The 20,976-nt window shown below is 47.1% G+C and carries 26 protein-coding genes; 3 read left to right on the forward strand and 23 right to left on the reverse strand.

Going from position 1 to position 20,976, the window contains the following annotated elements; translation table 11 throughout:
• Nucleotides 1–233: 233 nt before the first annotated feature.
• The 18 genes from MKY92_RS19480 to spoIIIAA form a co-directional block, all read right to left on the reverse strand.
• The gene (locus MKY92_RS19480; protein ID WP_339297345.1) at nucleotides 234–1,157 is read right to left on the reverse strand and encodes a polyprenyl synthetase family protein; all 924 of its coding nucleotides are present in this window, start codon (nucleotides 1,155–1,157) and stop codon (nucleotides 234–236) included.
• Nucleotides 1,132–1,389 carry an exodeoxyribonuclease VII small subunit gene (xseB, locus tag MKY92_RS19485; RefSeq protein WP_017687599.1) on the reverse strand — a complete coding sequence of 86 codons (258 nt, stop codon included), beginning with the start codon at nucleotides 1,387–1,389 and terminating at the stop codon, nucleotides 1,132–1,134. The genes MKY92_RS19480 and xseB overlap by 26 nt, the downstream gene beginning before the upstream one ends.
• Entirely contained in the window at nucleotides 1,379–2,743 is a 1,365-nt protein-coding gene (xseA, locus tag MKY92_RS19490; protein ID WP_339297346.1) for an exodeoxyribonuclease VII large subunit, read from the reverse strand. Before xseA ends, xseB begins: the two co-directional genes overlap by 11 nt.
• A gap of 10 nt (nucleotides 2,744–2,753) precedes the next feature.
• Nucleotides 2,754–3,611, reverse strand: a complete 858-nt coding sequence (folD, locus tag MKY92_RS19495; RefSeq protein WP_017687597.1) for a bifunctional methylenetetrahydrofolate dehydrogenase/methenyltetrahydrofolate cyclohydrolase FolD — start codon at nucleotides 3,609–3,611, stop codon at nucleotides 2,754–2,756.
• 117 nt (nucleotides 3,612–3,728) lie between these two features.
• On the reverse strand, nucleotides 3,729–4,181 hold the full coding sequence (gene nusB / locus MKY92_RS19500; protein WP_017687596.1) for a transcription antitermination factor NusB: 453 nt from the start codon (nucleotides 4,179–4,181) through the stop codon (nucleotides 3,729–3,731).
• A 222-nt stretch (nucleotides 4,182–4,403) separates the two neighbouring features.
• A complete protein-coding gene (locus tag MKY92_RS19505; RefSeq protein WP_017687595.1) occupies nucleotides 4,404–4,637 on the reverse strand; it encodes a DUF2273 domain-containing protein in 234 nt (77 codons plus the stop codon).
• Between the two features lie 14 nt (nucleotides 4,638–4,651).
• A complete protein-coding gene (gene amaP / locus MKY92_RS19510) occupies nucleotides 4,652–5,191 on the reverse strand; it encodes an alkaline shock response membrane anchor protein AmaP (protein WP_017687594.1) in 540 nt (179 codons plus the stop codon).
• Between the two features lie 146 nt (nucleotides 5,192–5,337).
• Nucleotides 5,338–5,748 (reverse strand): Asp23/Gls24 family envelope stress response protein, encoded by a 411-nt coding sequence (locus MKY92_RS19515; RefSeq protein ID WP_017687593.1) that lies wholly within the window; start codon nucleotides 5,746–5,748, stop codon nucleotides 5,338–5,340.
• A gap of 217 nt (nucleotides 5,749–5,965) precedes the next feature.
• Nucleotides 5,966–7,309, reverse strand: a complete 1,344-nt coding sequence (accC, locus tag MKY92_RS19520; protein WP_036614375.1) for an acetyl-CoA carboxylase biotin carboxylase subunit — start codon at nucleotides 7,307–7,309, stop codon at nucleotides 5,966–5,968.
• A 55-nt stretch (nucleotides 7,310–7,364) separates the two neighbouring features.
• Nucleotides 7,365–7,829: an acetyl-CoA carboxylase biotin carboxyl carrier protein gene (accB, locus tag MKY92_RS19525; protein ID WP_036614903.1), complete on the reverse strand. Its 465-nt coding sequence runs from the start codon at nucleotides 7,827–7,829 to the stop codon at nucleotides 7,365–7,367.
• A 139-nt stretch (nucleotides 7,830–7,968) separates the two neighbouring features.
• Entirely contained in the window at nucleotides 7,969–8,799 is an 831-nt protein-coding gene (locus MKY92_RS19530; protein WP_339297347.1) for a SpoIIIAH-like family protein, read from the reverse strand.
• A gap of 66 nt (nucleotides 8,800–8,865) precedes the next feature.
• A complete protein-coding gene (spoIIIAG, locus tag MKY92_RS19535) occupies nucleotides 8,866–9,504 on the reverse strand; it encodes a stage III sporulation protein AG (protein WP_339297348.1) in 639 nt (212 codons plus the stop codon).
• A gap of 15 nt (nucleotides 9,505–9,519) precedes the next feature.
• Complete coding sequence (gene spoIIIAF / locus MKY92_RS19540; protein WP_339297349.1) at nucleotides 9,520–10,350, reverse strand: stage III sporulation protein AF; 831 nt, start codon at nucleotides 10,348–10,350, stop codon at nucleotides 9,520–9,522.
• Nucleotides 10,351–10,381: 31 nt separating this feature from the next.
• The gene (spoIIIAE, locus tag MKY92_RS19545; protein WP_339297350.1) at nucleotides 10,382–11,572 is read right to left on the reverse strand and encodes a stage III sporulation protein AE; all 1,191 of its coding nucleotides are present in this window, start codon (nucleotides 11,570–11,572) and stop codon (nucleotides 10,382–10,384) included.
• 20 nt (nucleotides 11,573–11,592) lie between these two features.
• Complete coding sequence (spoIIIAD, locus tag MKY92_RS19550; RefSeq protein WP_017687586.1) at nucleotides 11,593–11,982, reverse strand: stage III sporulation protein AD; 390 nt, start codon at nucleotides 11,980–11,982, stop codon at nucleotides 11,593–11,595.
• Nucleotides 11,983–12,014: 32 nt separating this feature from the next.
• A complete protein-coding gene (gene spoIIIAC, locus MKY92_RS19555) occupies nucleotides 12,015–12,218 on the reverse strand; it encodes a stage III sporulation protein AC (protein WP_017687585.1) in 204 nt (67 codons plus the stop codon).
• Between the two features lie 29 nt (nucleotides 12,219–12,247).
• Nucleotides 12,248–12,766: a stage III sporulation protein SpoIIIAB gene (gene spoIIIAB, locus MKY92_RS19560; RefSeq protein ID WP_221822136.1), complete on the reverse strand. Its 519-nt coding sequence runs from the start codon at nucleotides 12,764–12,766 to the stop codon at nucleotides 12,248–12,250.
• Complete coding sequence (gene spoIIIAA / locus MKY92_RS19565) at nucleotides 12,759–13,763, reverse strand: stage III sporulation protein AA (protein WP_036674989.1); 1,005 nt, start codon at nucleotides 13,761–13,763, stop codon at nucleotides 12,759–12,761. The genes spoIIIAB and spoIIIAA overlap by 8 nt, the downstream gene beginning before the upstream one ends.
• Nucleotides 13,764–14,026: 263 nt before the next feature.
• Here spoIIIAA and MKY92_RS19570 point away from each other — a divergent pair, with 263 nt between their 5' ends.
• Nucleotides 14,027–14,776, forward strand: a complete 750-nt coding sequence (locus tag MKY92_RS19570; RefSeq protein ID WP_339297351.1) for a 2-phosphosulfolactate phosphatase — start codon at nucleotides 14,027–14,029, stop codon at nucleotides 14,774–14,776.
• Nucleotides 14,777–14,861: 85 nt separating this feature from the next.
• Here MKY92_RS19570 and MKY92_RS19575 read toward each other — a convergent pair whose 3' ends face one another.
• From MKY92_RS19575 to MKY92_RS19595, 5 genes are all read right to left on the reverse strand, one after another.
• On the reverse strand, nucleotides 14,862–16,115 hold the full coding sequence (locus MKY92_RS19575) for an aspartate kinase (RefSeq protein ID WP_237174542.1): 1,254 nt from the start codon (nucleotides 16,113–16,115) through the stop codon (nucleotides 14,862–14,864).
• A 190-nt stretch (nucleotides 16,116–16,305) separates the two neighbouring features.
• Nucleotides 16,306–16,863 carry an elongation factor P gene (gene efp, locus MKY92_RS19580; RefSeq protein WP_017687580.1) on the reverse strand — a complete coding sequence of 186 codons (558 nt, stop codon included), beginning with the start codon at nucleotides 16,861–16,863 and terminating at the stop codon, nucleotides 16,306–16,308.
• A gap of 316 nt (nucleotides 16,864–17,179) precedes the next feature.
• On the reverse strand, nucleotides 17,180–18,253 hold the full coding sequence (locus MKY92_RS19585; protein ID WP_339297352.1) for a Xaa-Pro peptidase family protein: 1,074 nt from the start codon (nucleotides 18,251–18,253) through the stop codon (nucleotides 17,180–17,182).
• Between the two features lie 39 nt (nucleotides 18,254–18,292).
• Entirely contained in the window at nucleotides 18,293–18,736 is a 444-nt protein-coding gene (gene aroQ, locus MKY92_RS19590) for a type II 3-dehydroquinate dehydratase (protein WP_017687578.1), read from the reverse strand.
• 76 nt (nucleotides 18,737–18,812) lie between these two features.
• Entirely contained in the window at nucleotides 18,813–19,391 is a 579-nt protein-coding gene (locus MKY92_RS19595) for a YqhR family membrane protein (RefSeq protein ID WP_339297353.1), read from the reverse strand.
• Between the two features lie 213 nt (nucleotides 19,392–19,604).
• Here MKY92_RS19595 and MKY92_RS19600 point away from each other — a divergent pair, with 213 nt between their 5' ends.
• Both MKY92_RS19600 and MKY92_RS19605 read left to right on the forward strand, forming a co-directional pair.
• Nucleotides 19,605–20,597, forward strand: coding sequence for a DUF1385 domain-containing protein (locus MKY92_RS19600; protein WP_339301848.1), 993 nt, complete (start codon nucleotides 19,605–19,607; stop codon nucleotides 20,595–20,597).
• A gap of 5 nt (nucleotides 20,598–20,602) precedes the next feature.
• A complete protein-coding gene (locus MKY92_RS19605) occupies nucleotides 20,603–20,935 on the forward strand; it encodes a hypothetical protein (RefSeq protein ID WP_036614407.1) in 333 nt (110 codons plus the stop codon).
• The last annotated feature ends 41 nt before the right edge of the window (nucleotides 20,936–20,976 follow it).

Consider the following 20,976-nt stretch of genomic DNA (forward strand, 5'->3'; position numbering starts at 1 on the left):
ATATACATTATGAATCAAATGACATTAAATCATTATAACATAAAAGAACAAGAATCATAATTTACTGCACTATACTCCCGATAACGAGCATTCTCGCCAGCAAGTTATTTAAAATTCTTCTCCATATGTATTCACGCATCCACTCGGGACAGCTCTTTCCATCTACTCGGAAAAAGGACATTACATTCATTACACGGTTACATAGATTTTGAAACAGACCGCTCCGTCAGAATCTAATGGTCACGACTCATCAGATAATCGGCAATTTCCAGCAATCTGGATGAATCAGGTAACTCGGCTCTTTCAAGTGCATCTTTTGCAGATTGGGTAAGGGATTTCACTTCCTCTACAGAAGCCTCCATGCCAATAAAATAAGGATATGTTACCTTCTGCTGATTCACATCGCTCTGTGTTTTCTTGCCCATCTTCTGCTCGTCACCCGTCAGGTCGAGAATATCATCCTGAATCTGGAACGCCAGCCCCAGATCACGGCCAAACACACGTAAGGCTTCCAATTGTCCTTCCGTTGCTCCACCAATTCGTGCTCCAGCAATGAGTGAGAAAACAATCAGGTCACCTGTTTTGTGCAAATGAATATATTCGAGCTGTGAAAGATCAGTCATGCCTTGTTCGCCTTCCATATCCGCAACTTGGCCGCCGACCATCCCTCTTGCTCCAGCAAGTTCGGACATGTCCTCTACGATGGACAGCAACGCATCTGCCGCCACACCACTACGGCGTCCAGCTTGAACAATGCTATAAAAAGCATGAGTTAGCAACGCATCGCCCGCCAATATAGCTGTTGCTTCACCATATACCTTATGATTCGTTAATTTTCCCCTGCGGTAATCATCATTATCCATAGCAGGCAGGTCGTCGTGGATCAGTGAATACGTATGAACCATCTCCACGGCGCAGGCTACCGGCATTGCAGCTGTACGCTGTGCACCGAAGGCTTCCGCCGCAGCAACGACCAGAAGAGGACGAAGGCGTTTGCCTCCGGCCATGAGTGAGTACTGCATCGCATCCGTCAACGATTGGGGTACATCCCAGTGATCGGGAAGCGTGTGTTTCAACGCTTCTGTCACCTCAGCTGTGACCTCTTCGAGATATGCTTGAAACGAAGGACGATTACTCATGGACTTCACCGCTCTCATCGTCAGCAGTTCCGAAAGGCTTCTTGCGAAGCTCTCCATCTTCTTCTACGATCATCTCGATCTTGCGTTCCACTTGTTCCAGCTTCAGACCGCAAAGTTGCGAAAGTTTCATCCCGCGTTGAAACAGATCGATGGCCTGTTCCAACGGAACATCACCATGTTCCAGCTGACCTACGATGTCTTCCAATGCCGCCATTGCCTCTTCAAAATTCAATTCCGGTTCATTCGCCATGGGCATTGTCGTCCTCCTTCATTCCCCAAACCTGACAGTCCAGCTGTCCGTCTGTTAATTTAATCTTAATTGAATCTCCAGGCTGTACATCCTTCATCGACTTGATCAATCGCTGTTCTTGCTCGTCATAGACAAGGCTGTATCCCCGTGACATGACTTTAAGCGGGCTAAGCGCATCCAGATGCCGCACAGATGATTTCCACTGCTGCTGCTTCGATCTGGTTATAGACCTGATCGCAAGTTCCAGTTGTCTGCGTGCTGCCGCATTCTCACGGCGTGCTGCATTGACCTGCTCACGAGGATTGAATCGTTGCAGTGCTGCCCGCAGACGCTCCTGCTTCTCTCCTGTCCATTTCATACGCGTATCCACTGTTCTCAAAAGCCGTTGATGCATCATATCCAGTCGTTCCGTGTGCTGCATCAAGGTACGTCTTGGATGAACCAGCACTGGCGAACGCTGTAATCTTGCGAGCCGTTCACGATTATGTACAGCACGCTGACGTAAGCTGTGCTGTAACTGGCGCTGACGTTGTCCGATCTGATCAAGCAACTCAGCTCGATTAGGTACAGCTAATTCAGCAGCTGCTGTAGGTGTAGCCGCACGCAAATCGGCTGCAAAATCAGCAATAGTGAAGTCCGTTTCGTGCCCAACCGCAGAAATGACAGGAATATCCGAAGCAACTATTGCTCTTGCCACAATCTCCTCATTAAAGGCCCACAACTCCTCCAGTGAACCGCCTCCGCGTCCAACGATAAGTACATCGGCTTCTCCCATCCGGTTCAGGTTGCCAATCGCTTTGACAATGGAAGGTGCTGCACCCTTCCCTTGAACCAGAACCGGATATAAAACAACTTTGGCAGAAGGGTATCTGCGCTGGAGTGTGATCATGATGTCTCGCACCGCCGCTCCCGTCGGTGAAGTTACAACCCCGATGGTCTGTGGATAACGAGGGATCTGTCTTTTTCGCGAAGGTGAAAATAACCCTTCATCCTCAAGCTTTTTCTTCAGCTGTTCGTAAGCCAGATACAGACTTCCAATTCCGTCCGGTTGCATATGGGTAGCGTAGAATTGATACTGCCCATCCCGTTCATACACCGAGACATTACCACGGGCAATAACCCTTGCACCCTCCTTCGGTACAAAGGGTAATCGCTGGTTATGGGACGCAAACATAATGGACTTGATCCGGCTGTCCTTGTCCTTCAATGTAAAATACATATGGCCGCTGGAGTGATGTGTGAAATTCGAAATCTCCCCGCGCAGCCAGACGTCCGACAGGACCTGATCCGATTCCAGTTTCATCCGGATGTATCGGTTCAGGTCTTTGATGGAGTAGATCTTTTGATCTGCCACAGACAAAACCCTAGGCCAATCCGTGAGCGCGCTTGGCAGCGATCAATGTATTTTGCATTAGCATTGTGATTGTCATCGGACCAACACCACCTGGAACGGGTGTAATTGGACCAGAAACTTCTTTCACACTCTCGAAATCAACGTCTCCTGCCAGTTTGCCATTCTCCAAACGGTTCATGCCGACATCAATAACAACAGCACCTGGTTTCACAAAATCAGCATCCACAAAGTTTGCACGACCGATGGCTACAACCAAAATATCCGCCTGACGTGTAATTTCTTTCATGTTTGCTGTACGGGAATGACACATGGTTACTGTTGCATTCTCACGTTGCAGTAAAAGCGATACCGGTTTACCAACGATGTTGCTTCTTCCAATGACCACCGCATGTTTACCGGACATTTCCAACCCAGTACGTTTGATCAGTTCAATTACACCCGCTGGGGTACATGGAAGCAGACTATCGTCTCCTATAACAAGATTACCAACATTGACTGGATGGAACCCGTCTACGTCTTTATCCACGGCAATCGCGTCAATGACCGCTTTCTCTTCGATATGCTTCGGTAGTGGGAGTTGAACCAAAATTCCGTTAATGGATTGTTGATTGTTCAGCTTGTCCACCAGCGCAAGCAGATCTTCTTGGGACGTATCTGCATCCAAGCGATGCACTTCGGAGTAGAAACCGAGGTCGTGACATGCTTTTTCTTTATTACGCACATATACTTGGGATGCCGGATCTTCCCCGACGAGCACAACAGCCAGACCAGGTACTACCCCCTGTTCGCTAAGCTGTTTTACTTCTGTTGTCATGCTTGCGCGGATCTCTTGGGATACTTCTTTACCGTTAATAATAGATGCTGTCATTGTACTCTCTCTCCCTTATGTGAATATAAATTTAGAGGTTGTTCAAAAAAACCGCTTTTGATTACGAAGGATACTGAAAACCGGTCCTTTTGAACATGCTCCATAGTTAATCATAACTTAAGATAATTTTGCTTTAATCGCGTCAACTTCCTGAATCATGCGTCCAAGTACGCCATTGACGAATTTGCCGGATTCTTCTGTACCAAAATATTTGGACAGTTCAATTGCTTCATTGACCGATACCTTTGCCGGAATGTCATCACGAAACACCATTTCATACGTAGACAGTCGTAGAATCTGGCGATCTACACGTGACAGACGGCTAATCTGCCAACCTTTCAAATAATCCACAAGCAGACCGTCAATTGCTTCCTTATTGTTCCAGGCTCCTTGTACAATCTCAGTAACATAAGTACGCATTACATCTGCATCGCGGATAACTACTTCGGTTTCATTATCTTCTGCAGCTTCATTGATCAACATGTTTACAGCTTCTGCTGCACCCACCTCATTCATTTCCATCTGATACAGACTTTGTACTGCAATTTCCCTTGCCAAACGTCTTTTCATGTCCTGCCTCCTGCAGCGCTCCGTCTGGAGCGTCATCATGCTTATTTTATAATCCATGCATCCATCTCATCAAATCCAGTATAGGTTGAATCAATGGCTTCCATGGTATTGTTATTGTTATCCCTTTTCACAAAAAAACCTGCAATACGTTTCCTCCAAAAAACGGGCAACCTAAACTACAGCTCTATTTTCGGAAGAAACATATTGCAGGGTTCAGGTAGGTCACTTAAACGGACGCCAGCGATCGCCAAGCCATTGTCCCCACTCCCTCCAGGGAATGGACGAACCCAGCTTCGAATCGCTTCGTCTGCCTAACGTATAACCGATGAACACCAAGAGTGCAAAGAACAACATATCCCAAAAACCGATCCATACATAAAGAAATCCAAAAAAGATGCCGCCGATAATTCCGGTAATTCGGCCTCTGTGACTATCCCAAATCTCTTTCCACAGCATCAGTGAAACTCACCTCATTCCACTCGACTCTTGTAGTTAGGCGACTGGGTTACATTAGCGATATACACCGTGACAAAAGAAACCGGGATGCCCGTAATCTCTTGTACATGATCATGTATCGCCTTTTGCAGATCAGAAGTCAGCGCAGGAATAGGTGTCTCACCATCCACTACTGCACGGATCATAATCTCCAGTCCTGACTCAACCACACGTATGCGTGCCTTGACATCACGTACTCCCCGGAAACGGGAAGTTGCCTTCAAACAGAGATTCTCAATCGTCTCCATCGAAATCTGTACATCACCAAACTCAGTACGTTGATCTACAGATGGCAACGATGCACGCTCACGCCGAACCGAGATGTAGAAAAATCGCAAACTCAGGATAAACAAAATCGCTGCTGCAATAACCGACGCAACAATAACGTTTTGTTCCTGCTGGTAATTCAATTCGTAAGGCAGCACACCGCTAATCAGAAGAATGACGGCTGCCGATATTGCTCCAACGCTTATGCTGTATATAAACAACAGAAGCCGATCCAGTATTTTAGCCACGAACTGCACAGCCTCCCTTGCTCACTAACATTACTTAACCAGTTCACTAGCAAAAAATCAGATCCTCATCTAGCTTTCGCTATAATGAAGACCTGTCCAAGACGGGATAACCCCCGGCAGATGATGCCGGGGGAATCTGTCTTCTTTTATTTTACGCGCTGACTGTTCAGGTCGATCTCTTCCACTTTCTCGGTGCTCTTGAACTGAACGTCATGAATGTGCACATTCACTTCATTCACATTCAATCCTGTCATGTTCTCGATGGAACGTTTCACGTTCTGTTGAATCTCCGTAGCTACTTGTGGCAGACGGTATCCGTACTCGATAATTACGGAAACATCAACTGCCGCTTCACGTTGGCCCACTTCAACTTTAACGCCTTTGGAAAGGTTTTTGCGACCAAGCAATTCAGCAAATCCGCCAGCGAATCCGCCACTCATGCCTGCAACACCTTTCACTTCAAGGGTCGCCAATCCAGCAATCACTTCAATAACTTCAGGTGCGATCTGGATTTCACCGATATCCGTTCGTTCAAATTCAGTCGGTAGTGTACTCATAACTGTTCAACACACCTTTCGCGAGATAAGTTTGCGGCCATCCGTCAGGGCGCTGGACTCAGGTTAATCAACCTTCAGAACCCTTCCGGTCCGGCTTTACCGGAACTCCTGCAAACATCCGCGAGGTGCGGGCTTATCCTTTGCAGGAGACATGCGCTCTTATTATTCATACTATATCATTTGGGCTACATTATGACAAACAAGCCCAATATACCTTTTAAATCTCGTTTTCCTCAAGAAATTTGATATCAAAGTCACCACGAATGAACGTTGGGTGCTCCAGCAATTTCTGATGGAAAGGAATAGTTGTGGATATGCCTTCAATCGCAAATTCCCCAAGCGCACGTTTCATCTTGGCAATCGCCTCTTCACGATTCGCTCCCCACACGATCAATTTTGCGATCATGGAGTCATAGAAAGGTGAAATGGTATAACCCGGATAAGCAGCACTATCTACACGAACACCAGGTCCTCCCGGTGCAAGGTAGAATCCGATTTTGCCTGGTGATGGCATAAAGTTACGGTCCGGATCTTCCGCATTGATACGACATTCAATGGACCAGCCATTGATAACCACGTCTTCCTGACGGAATGAAAGTGGGTTGCCTTCAGCTACCGAGATCATCTCACGGATCAGATCCACGCCAGTAACCATCTCAGTTACCGGGTGCTCTACCTGAATACGCGTATTCATCTCCATGAAATAGAACTCGCCGTTCGGGCTGAGCAGGAACTCCAATGTACCCGCTCCCGAGTAATCCACAGCAAGGGCAGCCCGTACCGCAGCTTCACCCATCAATGTACGCACATCTTCGGAGAGAATCGGACACGGCGCTTCCTCTACCAATTTCTGGCGACGACGCTGAACCGAGCAATCACGCTCTCCCAGATGTGCCGCATTTCCGTGTTTATCAGCAATGATCTGAATTTCCACGTGTTTCATGCCTGTCAGGAATTTCTCCAGATATACACCTGCATTGCCAAATGCCTTTTGTGCTTCCTGCTGAGCAGCGGTAATCTGCTTAATCAGCGTTTCTTCATCTTCGGCAATACGAATTCCCTTACCTCCGCCACCAGCAGTAGCTTTGATAATAATAGGATATCCGATATCTCTAGCAATCATGATGGCTTCATCCATATTTTCAACAAGGCCGTCTGATCCAGGAATAACAGGTACTCCTGCATCTTTCATCGTCTGTTTGGCAACAGCTTTGTCACCCATTTTGGTGATGGCTTCAGGAGAAGGTCCAATAAACGTAATATTGCAAGACTCACAAATTTCCGCAAAATCAGCATTCTCCGCCAAAAAACCGTATCCAGGATGGATTGCATCACATTCCGTCAGCGTAGCTACACTCATCAGATTTGTGAAGTTGAGGTAACTGTCCTTAGACAGTGTCGGTCCGATACAATAAGCCTCATCTGCAAGACGAACATGCAGAGAATCCTTGTCCGCTTCCGAGTAGACGGCTACCGTTGAGATACCGATTTCACGGCAGGCACGAATAATACGTACCGCAATCTCTCCACGGTTCGCAATCAGTATTTTTTGAAATTTCATTTCGTTTTGTCCTCCTTCGAAGCTCATGCGGTTAGCTGTTTACCAGCTATAACGGTTATTCCGGTTTCACCAGGAAAAGGGGCTGCCCATACTCGACCAGCTGTCCGTTCTCAACCAGCACTTCAACGATTTCTCCCTTGATGTCCGCATCAAGCTCGTTCATCAGCTTCATAGCTTCGATGATACATACCGTTGTTTTCTCAACAACTTTATCACCAGCGCTCACAAAAGGACCCGCTTCCGGCGAGGAAGCTCTGTAAAAAGTACCTACCATCGGAGATACAATTTTATGTAAATGACTTGTAGTATCGACCTGCGGTGCAGCTTCACTTACCACTGCTGCCGGCTGTACTTGCGGAGCAGCAATCATTTGCGGTTGCACAGCAGCTGCTTGAACATACTCCGTTTTGCCCGGTTTGCGGATTGATAACCGTGATCCTTCATTTTCAATTTCCAACTCTTGAACGGAACTTTCATCTACCAGTTTAATCAGTTCTTTGATTTCACTCAATTTAAACATTTCCATTATTCACTCCTTCGGCATCATGCCAGTCTCACTAGGACGGTCATATGGCTTTATGTATTATATCATAATCATTAAAAATGGAAAGAGCCCGAGAGTACAACCAGCTCCCGGGACTGCATTTCCATGATTTGGATTACTGTTCAGTGACGTATTGCACGCTGATTTTGTTCTGTGAAACCGCCAATTCTTTCATGACCAGATCCACAATGGATACCGCCTGTTTTACATCCAGTTTGTCACTGAGGACCACAACTTTATACTTGTCGGCATCTTCTTGAACGATCGCATTAGCGAACTGTTGAGAGAGCGTCTCCTCAATGCCAGTGATTTTAGCTTCTTTTTCTTCCAGTGTACGGAGTTGCTCCGTTGCTTTGGCATTCTCTTCTGGCGTTTTGCTCAGATCACCTGCCACGGTCATCAGTTCCTCATACTTACGATTGTTACTTTCCTCACGTTGCCACTGGTAGTTCTGGAACTGGCTGCTCGCAGATGCTGTCGTATTCTGTTCTTCCATTTCCTTGAGGACTTCCTCATCTGTCTTGGTTGCAGTGCCGCCTGCCTGACCCTCTGTCTCTGGTGTAGTTGTTGCCCCTTTGTCGGTCTCTTTGTTGGTTTCCTTGCCTGCCTCACCCTTATTCTCGCCTGGTTCGACAGCAGGTGTTTTCTCTGTATTTCCAGCTTCTTTACCTTCCGTAGCCGCCGGTTCTTCCACAGCGCCAGCCGCACTTGGATCACTTTCAACTTCGCCGCTATTCACCACTTCATTCATAACCAAACCTTCTGTAGGATCAAGAATGCCTGCCGTCTCCTTGGCTTCCCCTTGCTTGATTCCATCCACTTGCTGACTGTCAGCCACCGGCGCGTTGACTGGACCGGAATCCTCAGTGAACAGATAATACGCGGACAAAATGACCATCAGACTCAGCATGGAAACGAGCCATACCGTTTGACGTTTGTTATTCATTAGAACTTCCTCCTCAAATTGGCTTCAATCTTATGAGAATTGAATCTTGTGATTCAACACATCAGATTAGTCTTGTTTGCGCGGTACAACCGAGATCCGGTAGGCTGCCACATTCAGTCCTTTTTCCACAGCATCGGTTATCAGGTCCTTCACAACCTTGTTCTCTGCACCCCTCGCAACTACAAGCACCCCGCGGATCTGCGGTTTGAGCTTTTTGGTCACTATAGGTGTCTGATCCCCTGATATTTCGTACGTAATAATCTCGCCATCACGGGTATATTGCGTCATATGCCGTTTGCCCCCGCTAGCATCGGTTTCTTCGGTAAGTTGCTGAGAATCCTTCACATTCCGCTGAACGACCAATTCTTCTGTGGAATCCACGGTAACCATCACATCAACCGTTCCCACACCAACAATGTTTTCCAGCACACCTTTGATTTTGTCTTCAAATGCAATTTCGATCGCCTGAAAAGGATTCTGTTCCGACGGATTACTCTGTATGGATGCCATGGATGTTGCCGGGTCCGGTGGTTCCCGACCGATATTTTCGGAATCAATTTTTTTGACATTGACGAAGGAATTGAACAGCATGATTCCCACCCCGATCAAACCCAGGATAATCAGCCAGCGGAAGGTTTGACTGCGCCTTGCCCCACCCTCTCCCCCACCCATCCAGGTTTCCATCTTTTTGAACCATTGTTTCATCGGACACCCTCCTTCTCAGAGCACTTCAGCACTTTTGGGTTCTGTCACTTGAACGTTGTTTGCATCAACATCCCACTTCTCAGTCAACAATGTAATAATCTGCACCGCATGTTCGGACCTTGTGGATGTCTCACCTTGCTGCTTAGTCTCATCTGCTTGATCACGTGTAACAGGCTCGGAAGACGCTTCATTTCCATCACGTTGCTCTCTACTCACATTAATCTGTACATCAGGCACTTCAATCTGACCGATCTGGATGGGCTGCTGTATTTGATGTGATTTATCCTTCTCGACTTCTGTGTCTGTTCCAAATATGGGTTGTGTGTTAGCAGCGACTTCTTGCTGCCCTGCCTTCACTTCTCCTTCTACACCCTCTGCGGCCATCTCGACCAGGACACGCTGGATCACAGGCAGTTCGACTGATGAGGCAGCTTCCATCTCCGTTTCATATTTACTCATGGTCAGCTGTACCTCTACGGACCGCACCTTGGCTCCTGTTGTTTCTTCAATCTGACCTTTCATGACATTAGCCAGTTCTTTGGCTGTCCATTGTAAGGATTGTTCCTGTTCATTGGATTGCAGCCGTTTGCCCTGAGCTAATATCTGTTCGAGTGTCGCATTCCCATTCGATGGAGCATCCATTGCAGACATTGCCCGTTTCAGTTCGCCAACCGGATCACTTTTGAGCAGCTTGGTTATGGGTGATAAAAGGGTCAGCAGGATGAGAAGGCTCAGCACAAGCTTGACATAACGTTCCATGGATCGATTGGGCAACAACATATCCACAAAAGTCGCCAGCAGAACGATCATAATCAATTCCTGGAGCCAGTTGCTCAGCCACCCCATCCTTTCCACCCCCTTTCTTGCCAACATACATTCAGCGCATCATGACAGTCAGATTGCCCGCGGTCAGCAAGATGGTAATTGCCAGAAAAAACATCAGCCCGACGGCTGCGAGCGCCGCAAATACGTAGATCATACTCTTGCCGATGGCCTGGAGGCATCCTACAATCGGGGTGTCTCCAAGCGGTTGCATAATGGCACCAGTTACGTTGTATATCAAGGCAAGAGCCAGGATCTTGAGTGCCGGAAAGGCACATAGAAACAAAATGATGATCACTCCGGTAAGTCCAATTGCATTTTTGACAAGTAAAGAAGCTGTAATTACCGTATCCGTCGCATCCGCAAATGTTCTGCCCACGACAGGGACAAAGTTGCCTGCGATGTATTTGGCAGCCTTCAGGCTGACTCCATCCGCTACCGATCCCGATGCTCCCTGTACCGAGATTACACCCAAAAACATCGTCAGCAGGATACCCAGCAGTGCCACACTAATATTGCGCAGAAGGTCTGCCAGCTGTGTCAGCTTGTACTTATCAGACAATGAACTGACGAGATGCAGAACAGCTGAGAAGAAGAGTAACGGGAATACCAGCAAGTGAATCAAAGTACTCACCAGGTGAATCATGAAAATGATGAGTGGGTGTGTCACCGAGACGGTGATGACATTACCCATGGACGCAAGCAGTGTGAATAACAACGGAACCATGGCCATCATGAAGTTGATCATGCCAGTTATGGCATCCTTGGCGTATCCAATCGCCACACTGAAGCTGTTGATTGCAATGATGATGATGACCATATAACAGATGGAATAGGCGATTTTGCTAATATTATTTTTCTCAAATGCGGTCTGAAGCGTCTCCAGAATCATGCTGAGTACACTTAACATCACAATCGTGACCAGAAGTTTGCCATTATATAAAATTTCATGCAGCATGAAGGTTCCGATCGCCACAAACACCGATTTCAGGCTGAACCCTTCATTGCCGGGGATTAACATATCCATGAAGGAAGGGGTCTTCCCCTCCGGGAAGAAACCACCGTATTGTTGCATCAGTTGATCCCAGTATTTCTCCACCTGATCCTTGGGAAGCTGATCGGCCTGCTGCTCCATCCACTCACCGGAAGGCGAGGTTGCAGTAACCTGTCCCAGGATACCAAACAGAAAACAGAGCATCAGCACAACCGTAAGGCGCCACTGCGGCTTAAGATGCATTGATTTCATATGGAGTCCGCACGCCCTTTCTACACCGGCATCAGCTTCATGACGGTTTCGATAATAATGCTGATGATCGGTATAGCAAGTACAAGGATCAGTACCTTACCAGCCAGTTCGATTTTGGACGCAATGCTCTCCTGACCTGCATCCCTGACAATCTGTGCGCCAAATTCAGCGATGTACGCTATGCCAATAATTTTCAGCACTGTTTTCAGATAAATGCTTTCCATGCCTGAATTCTCGGCAAGCCGCTTCAACACTTCGATGACTGCACCGATTTTGCCAATCAACAACATGAAGATGACAATGCCGGTCGCGGCAGCAATCAGAAAGGCAAACATCGGTTTCTGTTCCTTAATGACCAGAATGAGCACGGTTGCGATGAGCGCCAAACCTACAACTTGGATAATTTCCACAGGTCACCACCATCCGGCTTCATGACCGTTTTTCATTGAAAAAGAAATATCGATTTGATCTCTTGTAGCAGGCTGTCCAGCATACGGACCACCATGAACAATACAACGACAAATCCGATTACGGTCACCCAGTGAGCCATATCTTCCTTTCCCATTTGTTTCAGTACCGTGTGAATCATGGCGATGATGATTCCGATACCCGCAATTTGAAAGATTGCGTTCACTTCTAGATTCATGACCTTGGCACCTCACTATCCCGGCTATTTCAGAAGATCAGAATGACGATTAACGCTCCGACAAGCATCCCGAGGCTTCGGCTCATTCGTTCATATTTCATTTGATCGGCCTGGGCACGGGATTCCTCATGCATTAGTTGTTGAATGGCTAACGATATATGTTTGGTCTGATCCTGACGGTCACTTGTGCCAAGGCTGAAGCTTAATTGCAGCATCACTTCCTTCTCGTCAGCCTTCATGGCCGATCTTCCCCACGCCAAATCCACGCCTGACTGCAGACTTTCCCGGGCAGTGAGTCCATGAGGAGGTTCCATCTGAGAAGCTGCATGAAGGAACAGCGTCTTTACAGGTTCTTTGGTCTGTGCTCCCATCTTGCCCATGGCATCAGGAAGTGGAGTGAGCCCATAGTTAATCTCCGTCATTAGTCGCTGGAGGGCTGCAATGAGTTCTCGCAACTGCCTCGGTCTTAATGCATACTGTCTGGCCTTGTAAAAACCGGCGAGGGTGCTGGCTAACAGAATAATTACCGCACCAAACATGTTAACCAAAGGCTTCACCTCCTGCCCCGGTCTGCTGCAACCCACGCATTTTGCCATCAGCCAGCCGAAAGGTCATGCCCCGGCTCGTCCGTTGCAGCTGGACATAACGTTGAAACATCTGCTCCGTAATTAAGGTTCTGAGGGCGGGTCTGGCCGACAGCTCTGATAGGTCACGGCCATGCGCAGTCGCAATCACTGAGACTCCTGCATGCAGGGCTTCCATCACCGCCTCGGCATCCTCCGGACGACCAATCTCGTCCACAATCAGGACATCGGGTGACATGGAGCGAAGCATCATCATCATGCCCTCAGCCTTCGGACAACCGTCCATCACATCTGTTCGGGGACCTACGTCGAAGCCAGGTACTCCTTTGTAGCTACCAGCGATTTCGGACCTTTCATCCACAATGCCCACTTTCAGACGTGGACGTATTCCCTGAACTAGTTCAGTTCCCCCTGTAAGCTTTGTACCACTGCTAATTTGTCTCGCCAGATCTCGCAGCAATGTCGTTTTCCCTTGTTGTGGTGGTGATAGGATCAACGTGTGCAGGACCTGTCCGCTCTTCATATCGAGAAGATAAGGCAGAATACGATCAGCTACTCCATGTACTTCACGGGCTACCCGAACGTTAAACCCGTTGATGTCACGCAGGTATTCGACACGCCCACCGCTTAGTACCGTTCGTCCAGCAAGCCCGATTCGATGTCCCCCAGGTATGGTGATGAACCCTTTGCGCAGTTCCTCTTCCAATGTATAAAGTGAATGGTTACTGATCAGGTCCAGCAACCTGTGCGTCACTTCTTTCTGAGGAACATACGCTTCTTCAGGATTCCCGGTCGGACAACCTTGAGGTGTCAGGAAGTGGTATGTGTTGCCTGCATTAATCTCCAGGGGTCTGCCTTCTCGAATACGTACTTCCTCCACTTGTTCCAATAGAGCGGGTGGCATTCTTCCGAGAATGGTTCGGATCGGTTCCGGAAAAAGTTCCCTCCAGTTCACCTTCATGAGTAGGCTCCTCCAACCTTGAGATCATTTGGTTCACACTTCTGGCGCTTGTTCATATCTCAAGTTTATGCCTGTACATTTAATTTATGACGCTGAAATCTATCAATTCTTCAGAATACGGTTGAGAGTTGAAACCATAGATGCACCTTCTGTTCTAGGCACCCGTCTAGATGTGCATGCATATAGTAATTGCAGATAGGTAAGTTCCATTTCGGTTCAAAACAGAACTACCGATCCCCAGATAAAGAAAGGAGTTGTGGGGAGTGCGAGTTGATGTCGTTGGCAATGTGAATGAAGTACGTACTATTGATATTGCAGGGCGAAGTGCAGTTGTCATTGATGTATTGTGTACGACCAGTACAATTGTTACGGCTCTGGCGTATGACGCTTCGGCTGTGATTGCCGTAGAGACCGTTCCACAAGCCAAACAAATGGAAGTGAAAGATTGCATACGAGGCGGGGAGCGTTTTGACAAAAAAATCACCGGATTCGAGGTGGGTAATTCCCCCTATGAATATATGACTAAGGACATTGCTAATAAAACGATCATACTGACCACAACCGATGGAACCCGAGCGTTGATTAAAGCTTCCAGGGCGAAACATGTACTAGCTGGATCATTTCTCAATGTCAGGGCTGTCGCAGCAGTTCTCTGCCAACTTCAACGAGATGTATTGCTGTTATGTGCGGGGAATCAGGATGAATTTGCACTGGAGGACGCCTTGTGTGCTGGATGTATCATCGACGAACTGCACCGTCAATCCTGTTCTCCCATCCAACTAAACGATCTCGGCATGGTACTTCATCAGGCGGTATCCCAATGTCAAGAGAGCATCCCGGAGCTGGTGCAGGGATCTGTTAGCGGGCGTAGGCTTGAAAAGTTAGGCAGGGTTCATGATATTTCATATTGTTCTCAATTAAACTTGCTGGATTGTGTTCCCGAGATGGGGGAGGGGAACCTCATGCAACCTTATAGAGGTATACGCGGCGGAAAGATGTTCAAGTTGATGTGAGAATTGCTATGAGAACAACAAAAAAGGTGTACTGCTGCCCGTTGGCAACAGTACACCTTTGCTAATTTACATACACAGAAGATACTTATCTGCGATCTTGAGGTCCACCGATAACGGCTTGCTCGGCAGTGTCGAGATCATATGCTGTATGCAATGCCTTAATGACGTCATGCAGCTTATCTCCGTCAATAACACAAGATACTTTGATCTCGGAAGTGCTCACCATCTTGATACTCACGCCTTCAGCGGAAATGACTTTGAACATCTTCGCAGCTACACCAGGATGACTGACCATGCCTGCGCCAACAATGGAGATTTTAACGAGGTTCTCCTCTGATGTGACTTCACGGTAAGGCAAACGGCTGTGAAGGCCTTCAATGACACGTAATGCGTTCTCACGATCAGACAGCGCCACAGAGAACGAGAAGTCCGCTTTGCCATCCATCACACCGCTCTGAACGATAATGTCCACATCCAGCTGATTGGATGCAAGCGCACCAAATACTTCGGCCAGAACTCCTGGTACATCCGGCACACCCAGAATACTGATGCGAGCCACATTTTTGTCATAGGCAATACCACTAACCACTACGCCTTGTTCCATTGCTGCTTCCTCCTTCACAACCGTTCCTTCATTATGGTTAAAGCTAGATCTTACAATTAAAGGTACACCGGAATGCTTCGCGTACTCTACTGCACGCGGATGCAGCACCGCTGCTCCCAAATTAGCAAGTTCCAGCATTTCGTCATAGGATATTTCCTTCAGCTTGCGCGCAACCTTAACGATCCGAGGGTCCGTAGAATAGATTCCGTCTACATCCGTATAGATCTCACACGCATCAGCCTTAATGGCTGCCGCCAGCGCTACAGCTGTTGTATCCGAACCACCACGACCCAGCGTTGTGATCTCGCCGTCTTCCGTCATACCCTGGAAGCCTGCAACAATAACAATGTTGCCCTCGGCAAGTGCTGCATTCACACGGGCAGGTTGAATATCATGAATACGTGCTTTTCCGTGAACCGGCTCTGTGCGGAATCCCGCTTGCCAGCCCGTAAACGATACTGCCTTACGTCCAAGCGCTTGAATAGCCATCGATAATAACGAGATCGAAATCTGTTCTCCTGTTGTTAAGAGCATATCCATCTCACGAGCAGGCAGATCACTATTCAGTTGTTTTGCCTGATCAATCAAATCATCTGTTGTATCCCCCATGGCCGAAACCACGACTACACACCGATGTCCTTCATCAGCTTTTTCTACAACACGTCCGGCTACACGCTTCATGCGTTCTGTATCTCCGACCGAGCTGCCCCCAAATTTCATGACGTACAATGACAACGCAAATCCACTCCCTACCTTGTGCAGTATGCATAATTAATGTCCATCGTCATTATTCTCTACGAGAAATGACTTTAACCCAGTATATTACGAAAGCGCCTGATAGGCTAATCTTTTTTCGAAAAAACCCTCTGCCAAAGGAATGGCAAAGGGTTGTTAATAACCTTTTTTAGCTTACAAGCTGTGAAAGTTACGCACGGGAAGAGTATTTACCTTCACGTGTGTCAATCAGGAGAACGTCACCTTCGTTAATGAACAAAGGAACTTGTACGTTCAAGCCTGTTTCCACTTTTGCATTTTTGGTAGCGCCTTGTGCAGTGTTACCTTTAACACTTGGCTCAGTCTCGATGACTTTCAACTCAACGCTTGTTGGCAAGTCAATTCCGAGGATTTCACCTTGGTAGCTAACGATCTTAACGACCATGTTTTCTTTCAGGAAGTTCAATTCCCATTCCAGTTGATCACTAGTCAATGTGAACTGATCATATGTTTCGTTATCCATGAACGTGTGCTCTGTACCGCTTGCATACAGGTAGGATACGCCACGGTTTTCGATGATGGCACGACCAATGGTTTCGCCTGCACGGAATGTTTTTTCAACGGTGTTACCGTTACGCAGGTTTTTCAATTTGGAACGTACAAAGGCAGCGCCTTTACCTGGTTTAACGTGTTGGAAATCAAGCACGGTATAGATATCGTTATCTACTTGCACGGTCAAGCCTGTTTTAAAATCGTTTACTGAAATCACAAAAAATCCCTCCTGATATGGTTAAAAAGTAGGTGATATAAGACGATGGGTTAATATAAAGGTGGGTTTATTCTGAATTGATGACCATGTGCGACGTGACCGTTACGGGTTCGGATCGTTCCTCCGATCGCTGTTGTCTCCTCATTTTCCCGACTAGACTTTAATAAGGTTTAAAATGAGGAGACAAAGGCGAGCGCTTCGCTTCTTCAGAATCGATTCCGCTCCCTTCACTACTTTTGCAATGGTCCATAACAAACAATCAGCAATAACCTGTACCTTTATATTAAAAATCGTCTTATATCCCTGTGGCTGTAATTTAGCCGATTACGGTGAACTTCTTGTCCGACTTCGTGAGAATATGAATACCCGTCTCGGTAATCACTACGTCATCCTCGATACGCACGCCGCCAAGCCCGTCAATATATATACCCGGTTCAACGGTAACAACCATACCCGGTTTCAATACATCGTCGCTAAGCTTGGACAAGCGAGGAGCTTCGTGAACTTCCAAACCCAGACCGTGGCCTGTGCTGTGTCCGAATTGATCTCCATATCCGTGACCTGCAATGATATCACGAGCCAATGCATCTGCTTCCCGTCCGGTCATGCCCGGTTTCAGGTTCTCCAGCGTATGTAACTGAGCTTCCAGTACAATGTCATAAATTTTGCGCAGTTCAGGTACAGGTGTACCTGTTGCAATGGTACGTGTCAGATCTGAACAGTATCCGTCCAAAAGTGCACCAAAGTCAAATGTAATTAACTCATTTTGTCCGATGACCTTGCTGCTCGCTACACCGTGGGGCATAGCAGAACGTTCACCCGATGCTACAATGGTGTCAAACGAAGAGGACGTTGCTCCATGCTTGCGCATGAAAAACTCCATCTCCAGATCCACTTCCCGCTCCGTCATACCTGGTTTTGCAAACTGCAAAACGTGGCTGAACGTGGCATCCGCCAGATCTGCTGCTCTCTGCATAACCGCGATCTCATCTGCATCCTTGAACATACGAAGTTGTTCCACGATCCCGGATACAGCTTTCAGTTCGATAGATTGAAGTGCTTCAGCATAAGCGGAATGCGTGCCAAATGTGACACTATCCTGCTCGAAGCCCACTTCTTTGATATTTGCGGATGCCAGTAGTTCACGCACTGTATCCATCGGCTTGGCTCCATGCTCCACAACGGTGAATCCTTTGGCTTGTTGAGGCGCTTGTGACATATAACGGAAATCAGTCAGCAGATATGCATCCTGTTCCGTAATCAGCACATATCCCGCCGAGCCTGTAAAACCCGTCATATAACGACGGTTAATCGGGTTTGTAATCAGCATTGCAGTGAGTTCATGAACACGCATGGCTTCACGCAACTTATTTACTCGTTTGTTTTCCATCGGTAACCCTTCTTTCTCTCACATTCCCGGGTTCCCGGCTCAGGTTTGTTTGTCCAGATGACGCACAAGAGCCAGCAATCCCAGTTCATAGCTTACTTCGCCAAATCCGGCAATCTGCCCGATTGTTTCCGCTGCAATCACTGAATGATGTCTGAACGCTTCGCGTGCATGAATGTTGGATAGATGTACTTCCACTGTAGGGACTTTTACAGCATTGATTGCATCACGTATAGCATAGCTATAATGGGTAAATGCTCCGGCATTCAGTATTATTCCGTCTGCCTCACCCAACGCTGCATGAATGCGGTCAATGATGTCCCCTTCATGGTTCGATTGATAAAAAGCGATGGAGACGCCAATTTCATCAGCCTGTCTGCGAATTTTGTCCTCAATATCCTTCAGACTAAGCGTTCCATAGATGCCCGGTTCACGTACACCAAGCATGTTCAGGTTCGGACCATTGATCACAATAATTCGTTTCATCGCTGCTCCACCCTCTCTGCAAATAACCATCTGCTATTTTAACACAGGCATTGCCGGATTGAGAAGCTTTTTTGCGCTATGCCCCCGCTTGCTCCGGCTCGCGTTTACGTTCATCCGTGTACTCCATGGCTACCGTGTAACCAATGAACAGCCCCCATAACAAAAAGAAACAGAGTTCCGTGATGATTGAATCCCACGTTAAACCGTTCAAAGGTTTCATCATCCCCAGTTTTGGTCCGACCAGTATAAAGAGAATCAGCCACCAGACGATTCCATATACCATGCCGGGTAACGGCCCTTTCAGTTTTCTAATCGTGAACGTGTAGAGTAAGGATGCCAAGATGGAAAAGACGATAAAAAACAGCCAGCCTGTCAAATGTCCTGCTGCGGTATATATATATTCATGTTTGAAAAAAGGCTCGGCCAGAAATCCGACAGGTACAATCGTAAAATGCAACAGATAGAATAGCCAATGCAACCCACCCCAGATAAAACCGGCAAAAAAGCCAAGCTCTAACGCAAAGGGAAATGGCTTCGTGTAGTAGTGAGCTTGACCTTGTCTCTGGGTAGGGCGCCTGCCTCTGTCTTTTTGCTGCCGTTCTTTCGGACGTTGGCCTTCATCTCGCGATGTATCTTCATGCGTACGCTCTGTCATCGATATTCTCCTTCATTCAGTTGATAATCCCGTACTATGCCTCGAATTTTCTGCCTGATTCTACGAGGTAGTATGTTCAAAACAGGACAATCTTAACAACATCCTTCAAGGATTGACTCACAAACTAGAAATTGCGCTTAAAATTCGATACAATAGGGTTATTAAACTGCCTTTGATCGCGAAGGCTTAGAACAGAATAGGAAGGTGAATAATTTGCCTCAACAATCCAAGCCTGTCAGCTATGGGGGGCAAGCTGTCATTGAAGGCGTAATGTTCGGTGGGAAACATGTCAACGTTACAGCTGTTCGTAGAAAAGACGGCGAAATTACGTATCTGGAAGTTCCCAAGCAAGACAAGTCCTGGGTCACGAAATTGCGGCGGATTCCTTTATTACGCGGAATTGTCAGCATTATAGATTCAAGCGTTAAAGGTAGCAGACATCTTAATTATTCTGCTGACGCCTATGCTGATGATGAACTGGAACCGGAAGAGAAAGCCAAGCAAAAAGAGAAAGATGGTTCGGGCTGGAGCCTTAGCATGATTATTGGTGTTACCGCCGTAGCCATTCTTTCATTCCTTTTTGGTAAAGTGGTGCTCACATTGCTTCCTGTTGTTATCGAGAATTTTCTATTCAAAAATGCATTCGACAATCAGTTTTTGCATAATTTACTGGAAGGCGGCATTAAGCTGATCCTGTTACTCGCCTATCTGTGGTTAATCTCACAGACGCCGATGATTAAACGTCTCTTCCAGTATCATGGAGCGGAACACAAAGTAATCAGCGCACATGAAGCTGGTGAAGAACTGACACCGGAGAACGTGCAAAAGTACAGCCGACTGCACTACCGCTGCGGAAGCAGTTTCATTATGTTGACTGTCATTATTGGAGTGTTTCTATACTCCCTCTTCACGTACGATAACCTCTGGGAACGGATGGGTCAGCGTCTATTGTTATTGCCAGTTGTGCTAGGCATTTCTTTTGAACTGTTAAAGCTCACGAATTCAGTACGTGATATTCCTGTACTGCGTTATCTCGGATACCCGGGATTGTGGCTGCAATTGCTGACAACAAAAGAACCGACCAACGAACAGGTAGAAGTCTCCATTGCTTCGTTTAACCGTATGCGTGAGTTGGATGCCAAGCTTGCTAATGTCTCTGCTACGTCAGAAGTACCTGTTGCAACACTCGATCCTGTGAAAGGGTGAATGATATGAACAAGCAGGCAATCTTATTTTGGACGTTCATCGCACTAGCTGCTGTTGGAGTCTTGACTTGGCTGGGGAATGCTAGTCCATCCAGGATCATTATTCCTCTGGTCGTGTTCGGAGCCGTATTCCTGCTGTACAAATATCCGCCTCGTCGCTGGGCAAGCAAAACCAAATCACCAAAGATTAAACCATCGGCACGAACCATGGCGAAAGTTAATGCACAGTCCAGTGCCAGAAAGAGCAGCGGCTCTTCAAAGAAACGTAAGGATTATCCTTTCCAAGTGATTCAGGGACAAAAAGGTAAAAGCGATGAAGATATACCGAAATTTCACTAAAAGCTACTGAAGATACAAAAAAAGCAGTTCTCCCAACTTGC

It is taken from the genome of Paenibacillus sp. FSL R5-0623 (genome assembly GCF_037974265.1).
In the GTDB taxonomy this organism is placed as follows: Bacteria; Bacillota; Bacilli; order Paenibacillales; family Paenibacillaceae; genus Paenibacillus.